The 4,073-nt window shown below is 64.1% G+C and carries 5 protein-coding genes; 2 read left to right on the top strand and 3 right to left on the bottom strand.

Annotated features, from left to right (window positions below; all coding sequences use genetic code 11):
* Window positions 1-230: 230 nt before the first annotated feature.
* Together msrA and COGEMETH_RS24345 are read right to left on the bottom strand one after the other, a co-directional pair.
* The gene (gene msrA, locus COGEMETH_RS24340) at window positions 231-749 is read right to left on the bottom strand and encodes a peptide-methionine (S)-S-oxide reductase MsrA (protein WP_238185251.1); all 519 of its coding nucleotides are present in this window, start codon (window positions 747-749) and stop codon (window positions 231-233) included.
* Window positions 750-857: 108 nt separating this feature from the next.
* Complete coding sequence (locus tag COGEMETH_RS24345) at window positions 858-1,406, bottom strand: recombinase family protein (protein WP_238185252.1); 549 nt, start codon at window positions 1,404-1,406, stop codon at window positions 858-860.
* A 151-nt stretch (window positions 1,407-1,557) separates the two neighbouring features.
* On the opposite strand from COGEMETH_RS24345, the gene COGEMETH_RS24350 reads away from it, so the two are divergent.
* Together COGEMETH_RS24350 and COGEMETH_RS24355 are read left to right on the top strand one after the other, a co-directional pair.
* Window positions 1,558-2,022: an Rrf2 family transcriptional regulator gene (locus tag COGEMETH_RS24350; RefSeq protein WP_238185253.1), complete on the top strand. Its 465-nt coding sequence runs from the start codon at window positions 1,558-1,560 to the stop codon at window positions 2,020-2,022.
* Window positions 2,012-2,719: a class I SAM-dependent methyltransferase gene (locus COGEMETH_RS24355; protein WP_238185254.1), complete on the top strand. Its 708-nt coding sequence runs from the start codon at window positions 2,012-2,014 to the stop codon at window positions 2,717-2,719. Before COGEMETH_RS24350 ends, COGEMETH_RS24355 begins: the two co-directional genes overlap by 11 nt.
* 602 nt (window positions 2,720-3,321) lie before the next feature.
* Here COGEMETH_RS24355 and COGEMETH_RS24360 read toward each other — a convergent pair.
* A complete protein-coding gene (locus COGEMETH_RS24360; RefSeq protein WP_238185255.1) occupies window positions 3,322-3,930 on the bottom strand; it encodes a helix-turn-helix domain-containing protein in 609 nt (202 codons plus the stop codon).
* Window positions 3,931-4,073: the final 143 nt, after the last annotated feature.

Consider the following 4,073-nt stretch of genomic DNA (forward strand, 5'->3'; position numbering starts at 1 on the left):
GGCGGTTCCGGCACCGCCTACGCGGCCGGGATATTCACGCCGGCACGCGGCAGGACGAACGGTTCGGATGCAGCTACCGGATCAGGACCACCGCCTTTCTGACGTAGGCATCCCCTTGGAGGTTTCCGACGATGAAGTCGGCCACGTCCGCTCGCGGGATCGTCCCCGCTTGATTCCGTCTCGATCGCATCACCTCGTCCGGACAGGTGCAACCACCTCTCGCGATCCTGTCACGTGCCCTGCGGCGCCTCGGTGCGAGCGGGCAACGTCCAATTCGGCCTGACAAAATGACAGGTGTATCCGTCGGGTCGGCGCTCGAGGTAGTCCTGATGCTCCGGCTCCGCTTCCCAGAACGGCCCCTCTGGCACCACCTCGGTGACCACTTTCCCGGGCCAGAGACCGGAAGCGTCGACATCGGCGATGGTGTCCTCGGCGACCCGGCGCTGCCCCTCATCGGTGTAATAGATCGCCGAGCGGTAGCTCAGGCCCCGGTCGTTGCCCTGCCGGTTCGGCGTCGTTGGATCATGAATCTGGAAGAAGAATTCCAACATGCGTCGGAAGTTCGTCCGGGCCGGATCGAAAAGAATCTCGATCCCCTCAGCATGCGTCCCATGGTCGCGATAGGTCGCGTTCGGCACGTCGCCACCCGTGTACCCTACTCGCGTCGACACGACCCCTTCCTGACGCCGTATCAAGTCCTGCATGCCCCAGAAGCAGCCGCCCGCTAAAACCGCCTTCTCAATGCTCATTCGCCGACCCCATTCGTCTCGAGGCAGACCTGCCTCACAGGCAGGGAACATAGATCGTCGTTTCCATCCGTCCCGACATGACTGCGGCCTACACCGACGGCGTACGGATTATCTCGGTTCTTGAAGAATGCGATAGACCTGCATCCGCGAGCAACCGAGCGCGGCGGCGATGGCGGCAGGCCCAAGGCCGGCGGCATGTAGGGCCCGGACCCGTTCACGATCGAGCCGACGCTGCCCGCCGGTGTAGACGCCGACACCTTTGGCCCGCGCGATGCCCTCACGCTGCCGCTCCTTGATGAAGCGCCGCTCCATCTGCGCCACCATGCCGAGCACGGTGAGTACCACGTGGCCCATCTCACCACGCGTCGAGACATGCGGGTCGAGCACGGTGACCGAGGCCCCTCGCTGTTCGGCCTCGTGCACGACGTTGAGCACGTCGCGGGTGTCGCGTCCGAGCCGATCGAGGCGGGTGACGACCAGTTCGTCGCCGGGCCGCAAGAATTCCAAGATGGTCGCCAACTCGGCTCGGCCATCCCGGCTGGCTCCTGAGACCTTCTCCGATCGAATGACCCCGCAACCCTCGCCCCTGAGCCGGGCAAGCTGCACGTCAAGGTCCTGGTCGAGGGTCGAGACACGGGCGTAGCCGATGCGGGCCATAGGAGTCACCTCAAGCTTTAGGCCCACCCGATAAACCACACCCGCAATAGTCGGCGTCAACACGCCTCCAGTTCGGTCGCCATGCCCTCGGCCGAAAGGGGCGAAAGTCGCCAGATTGACAGGAGTCCACTCATGAAACATATCGTGTTGCATGAGACGCGACAGCCGACTGTCGGGCGTGCTTCACGTCCTCCTTCACATGGCCGAGTTCGATGGGTCAGTGACCTCCGAGCGGCTGGCAGCCCTCATGAACACGAACCCCGTCGTCGTGCGCCGCCTGATGGGCGGCCTGCGCGACCTTGGCCTCGTCGCGTCCGAGAAAGGCCACGGCGGGGGATGGACCCTTGTCTGCGATCTCGATCGCGTGACCCTCTACGACGTATACGTTGCCCTCGGATCGCCAGGGATCTTCGCCATGGGGCACCGGAGCGAGGAGCCGGCCTGCCTGGTCGAAAAGGCTGTCAACGGCGCGCTCGGTTCGGCCTTCGAGGACGCTGAGCGGCTGCTTCTCGCCCGCTTCAGCGATGTCACCCTCGGCCACCTGAGCGCCGATTTTCATGCCCGCATGGCCGCAAGCGGCCCGTGTGCTCAGGAGGCTCATCCCGATGTCGCATAGCTCACAGGCTGGTACCGGGGACTTCATCGCCGGCTTCAACGATCCAGTGGCTGCAGCGTGCTACGCCGAGGGGCCCCGTCGCTTCGTGCCGGGCTTCGAAGCGCTTCACCGGATGACGGCCATCCTGCTGGCCGAGGGGACCCCGACCGATGCGCGGGTCCTGGTCCTCGGTGCCGGCGGCGGCCTGGAACTGCGCGCGCTGGCCGAGGGGCAGCCCAGGTGGTCGTTCGTCGGGGTCGATCCTGCGCAGGAGATGCTGCTGCAGGCCGAGCGGGAGCTCGGGCCTCTGATGGACCGTGTGACATTGGTCCATGGCTACATCGACGACGCGCCGCCCGGCCCGTTCGACGCGGCCACTTGCCTTCTGACGTTGCACTTCCTTGAACCCGCTGAACGTGACGCGACGGTCCGAAAGATCCATCGGCGGCTGAAGCCGGGCGCGCCGTTCGTTGCGGCCCATGGGAGCTTTCCGCAGGGCCAGGACGAGCGGTCACGCTGGCTGGACCGCTACCAAGCCTACGCGGTCGCATCGGGTGGCGATCCTGCGCAGGCGCGCATGGCGCGGGAAGCCGTGGGTGCGCACCTACCAGTCCTGACACCCGAGCAAGACGAAGCCATCTTGGAGGGCAGCGGCTTTCGGGACATCGCCATGTTTTTCGCAGCGTTCACATGGCGGGGGTGGGTGGCAAGGGCGTGAACCGTGCGGGCCGCTACATGTCACATCGAGGTTTAGGCTCAGCGCCCATGGCGTCACATCAAATAGCCGCGCCGACCCTGACGTGACGCTCATCTGGCTCATGGAGTGACATCACCGCAGGGTATACCTCGATGTGCTATCAATAAAATGATTTCGGCTATGCGCTATGAGCGGAAGTTAGCTGGGCGCCGGATTGCAGACCTACAATTCAAGTGGCCGTCTGTCCGGTGCTGACCATTCTCTGTAGTTCAGAAGGTTCGCTTTCAAATAAACAGATCCAGTCTGATGACCAGTCTTGGCCGTATGGTGCCCATCTGCTTTGGTCAGCTCATATGCAACTGCGGACACCGGCGATCTGCTCACTCGGCATGTGGTCCGCCTCTACGTCTCGGCCGTGCTCACTTGGGACTGCCTCAGCGATGGCGGTCTGCGGTAGAGCGTTTCAGTACTCTATCATCGGTGGTCGGTCTGCCGTAGCCGGGCGCCTCGGCGCCCCCCGGTTCGAGTTCGTGAGTTCGGGCGTCCTTGGCGCCGACTTCGAAACATTCGCGGTGTCTAATAGAGTCAAACTCGCACCGAAACTCAAACCGTTCAGTTCGCCTCTATCGCACCCGCGAGGGATCAATCACCAGAATATACTCGCAAATCTCAGTTCCTACATTGCTGAAGGCATGACCAGCATCGGCCTCAAAGTACAAGCTGTCGCCGGCCTCGGCGATGACGGTGCGGGTGCCGATCACCGCGCGGAGGCGCCCTCGGAGGACGTAGATATATTCCGAGACGCCGCGGCGGTGGGCGGTAAACTCACCTGTGCCGGCACCGGGCGGTAGTGTGTTGAGCACCAGATCGATGCCCCGGCCCGGCAGCACCGGCGACAGGCAGCGCCGCAAAAAGCCGGACTCCTCGTCCCGTAGGACTGGCTGACGGCGCGCTGGGATCAGCAGCACCTCGAGATCGGTCGCGGGCGCCATCAAGCGCGAGAAGGTGACGCCCAGCGCTTCGGCCAAGCGCGAGAGCACAATAGTGGACGGCACCGCCTCGGCCCGCTCGATCTTAGAGATCATCGAACGGCTGACGCCCGACCGCGCCGCGAGCGCCTCCAGCGACAGGTTGAGCGCACGACGGCGGCGGCGGATCTCCTCCGAGACGTGAATCTGAGAATCCGCTTCCGCCGCGATCTGCGCCGGGGCGACCGTCTCCCTCACTGACATGCCGTCTCCTGTTCCCCATCAGCCCGAAGACACCAACGGACCGAACATACGGCCACCTTTCGATCGCCGATTAGATCATCGGTTCTACATTTGCACGTGACCACACACGCAGGAGGCTCCTGACGACGCGGTGCGTCATTCCA

This window comes from Methylobacterium trifolii, from assembly GCF_022179685.1.
Classification (GTDB): Bacteria; Pseudomonadota; Alphaproteobacteria; order Rhizobiales; family Beijerinckiaceae; genus Methylobacterium; species Methylobacterium trifolii.